Source organism: Nonomuraea zeae, from assembly GCF_005889725.1.
In the GTDB taxonomy this organism is placed as follows: domain Bacteria; phylum Actinomycetota; class Actinomycetes; order Streptosporangiales; family Streptosporangiaceae; genus Nonomuraea; species Nonomuraea zeae.
Genome location: NZ_VCKX01000599.1, coordinates 1 through 2,583, shown reverse-complemented (window position 1 = coordinate 2,583; position 2,583 = coordinate 1). Strand labels below are relative to the sequence as shown.

Genomic DNA, 2,583 nt, shown 5'->3' with positions numbered 1-2,583 from the left:
GGGGTGGAGTTCATGGAGGTGACGCCGTCGTATGCGCAGGTGCTGGTGGAGCACGGGCTGCTGGAGTCCGGGCTCAAGCAGTTGGGCGTGGGCGGCGAAGCGGTGCCGGAGGGGTTGTGGGATCGACTGGCCGGCAGCGGCATACGGGGCGTCAACTTCTACGGGCCGAGCGAGTGCACGGTCGACACCGCGGTGGCGCAGGTCGGCGGTCAGGGCGGCCCGGTGATCGGCCGGCCGGTGGCCAACACCCGGGTGTACGTGCTGGACGACCACCTGGCCCCGGTGCCGATCGGTGTGGCCGGGGAGCTGTATGTCACCGGGGACGGGGTGACGCGCGGATACCTCGACCGGCCTGCCCTGACCGGTGAGCGGTTCGTGGCGTGTCCGTTCGAGCCCGGTGCGCGGATGTATCGCAGCGGGGATCGGGTGCGGTGGACGGCCGAGGGCGAGCTGGTGTTCCTGGGCCGGGTGGATGATCAGGTGAAGGTGCGCGGGTTCCGGGTGGAGCCGGGCGAGGTGCGGGCCACCGTCGCCACACATCCGCAGGTGGCGCAGGCGGCCGTCATCGTGCGGGAGGACCGGCCGGGGGATCGGCGACTGGTGGCTTATGTGGTGCCGTTGGGTGAGGTGTCACCCGAGGCGGTGCGGGCCTATGTGGCGGAACGGCTGCCGGAGTACATGGTGCCGTCGGTGGTGGCGCTGGAGGCGCTGCCGCTGACGGCGAACGGCAAGCTGGATCGGGCCGCGCTGCCCGCTCCCGGAGCGGCGGCGAGGGTGGGCCGGGCGCCGGCTGACGCGCGTGAAGAGGTGGTGTGCGCCGCCTTCGCCAAGGTGCTGGGCGTCGAATCGGTGGGCGTGGACGACGACTTCTTCGCCCTGGGTGGCCAGTCGCTGCTGGCGATCCGCCTGGTGGCGCTGTTGCAGGCCCGCGGTGTGTCGGTGTCGGTGCGCTCGTTCTTTCAGGCGCCGACCCCGGCCGGGCTGGCCCGCTCGGTGGGAGAGCAGCAGGTCGCGGTCCCGGCCAACGCCATCCCGGCTGAGGCCACCACGATCACGCCGGACATGCTGCCGCTGGTGGACCTGACCACCGGCGAGATCGAGCGGATCGCGGCCGCGGTGGAGGGCGGCGCGGCCAACATCGCGGACGTCTACCCCCTGGCGCCGCTCCAGGAGGGTCTGCTGTTCCACCACCTGCTGACCGAGGGTGGCGAGGACGCGTACGTGATGCCCATGGTGCTGGAGTTCGACTCCCGCGACCGGCTGGACGCCTTCATCGACGCGGTGCAGCGGGTGGTCGACCGCCACGACATCTACCGCACGTCGATCGTCTGGGAGGGGCTGCGCGAGCCGGTCCAGGTGGTCTGGCGGCAGGCGAGTCTCCCGGTACGCGAGGTGACGCTCCCGCAAGGCGACGGCGTTCTGGCCGAACGCCTGGTCGCCCACGTCGGCCAGGTCATGGATCTGGGCCACGCGCCGCTGATGGACCTGCACCTCACCCGGGTTCCCGGCACCGGCCGCTGGCTCGGGCTGGTGCGCAACCACCACATCGTGCGCGACCACACAGCGCTGGAGATCGTCCTGCGAGAGGTACGCGCGATCCTCGCCCACCGCGACGCCACGCTGCCCCAACCGCTGCCGTTCCGCAACTTCGTGGCCCAGGCTCGCGGCGCCGTCGAGCGGGCCGACCACGAACGCTACTTCGCCGACCTGCTCGGCGACGTCACCGAGCCGACCGCGCCGTTCGGCATGGTGGACGTGCGCGGCAACGGCGCGGACGCGGTCCGCAAGGTGGTGCCGTTCTCCACCGACCTGCACACCCGGCTGCTGGAAGTCGCCCGCCGCGTCGGGGCCAGCCCGGCGACGTTGCTGCACGTGGCCTGGTCGCGGGTCCTGGCGGCGGTGTCCGGCCGCGACGACGTCGTGTTCGGCACGATCCTGTTCGGCCGGATGAACGCGGGCGCCGGATCTGACCAGGTGCCCGGCCCGTACATGAACACGCTGCCGGTTCGCGTGCGGACCGGCGAGCTCGGTGTGCTGGACGCGGTGTCGGCGATGCGGAGTCAGTTGGCGGGGCTGCTGGAGCACGAGCACGCTCCGCTCACCCTCGCCCAGCAGGCCAGCGGCGTGCCGGGTGACCTGCCGCTGTTCACCGCGCTGTTCAACTACCGCCACAACACGAGCGGGCCCCAGGAGCAGCAGGAATCGAACGGCGGCCTCGACGGCATCAACCTCGTCTACCTGCGCGAGCGCACCAACTATCCGCTGCTGGTCTCGGTGGACGACGACGGGAACCGGATCTCGCTGGCGATCGACGCGGTGGCGCCGATCGACCCGGGCGAGGTGGGGGTGCTGGTCCGCACCGCCACGGAGAACCTGGTCGGCGCGTTGGAGGACTGCCTGGCGGGCGGCCCGGAGATCGGTCTGGGCGGCGTGGGTGTGCTGGGTGCCGAGGCACTGGACCGGCTGCTGCGCGAGTGGAATGACACGGCTGTTGAGGTGGCTTCGGTGACGTTGGCCGGGCTTTTCGAGGCGCAGGTTGGGCGGACGCCGGATGCGGTGGCTGTGGCGGCGGAGGGTGTGGAG

1 protein-coding gene is annotated in these 2,583 nt (G+C 71.8%); it reads left to right on the top strand.

Annotated elements, in window-relative coordinates:
* Positions 1-12 precede the first annotated feature (12 nt).
* The coding region (locus ETD85_RS61600) for a condensation domain-containing protein (protein ID WP_138698986.1) at positions 13-2,583 on the top strand (2,571 nt) is incomplete at its 3' end.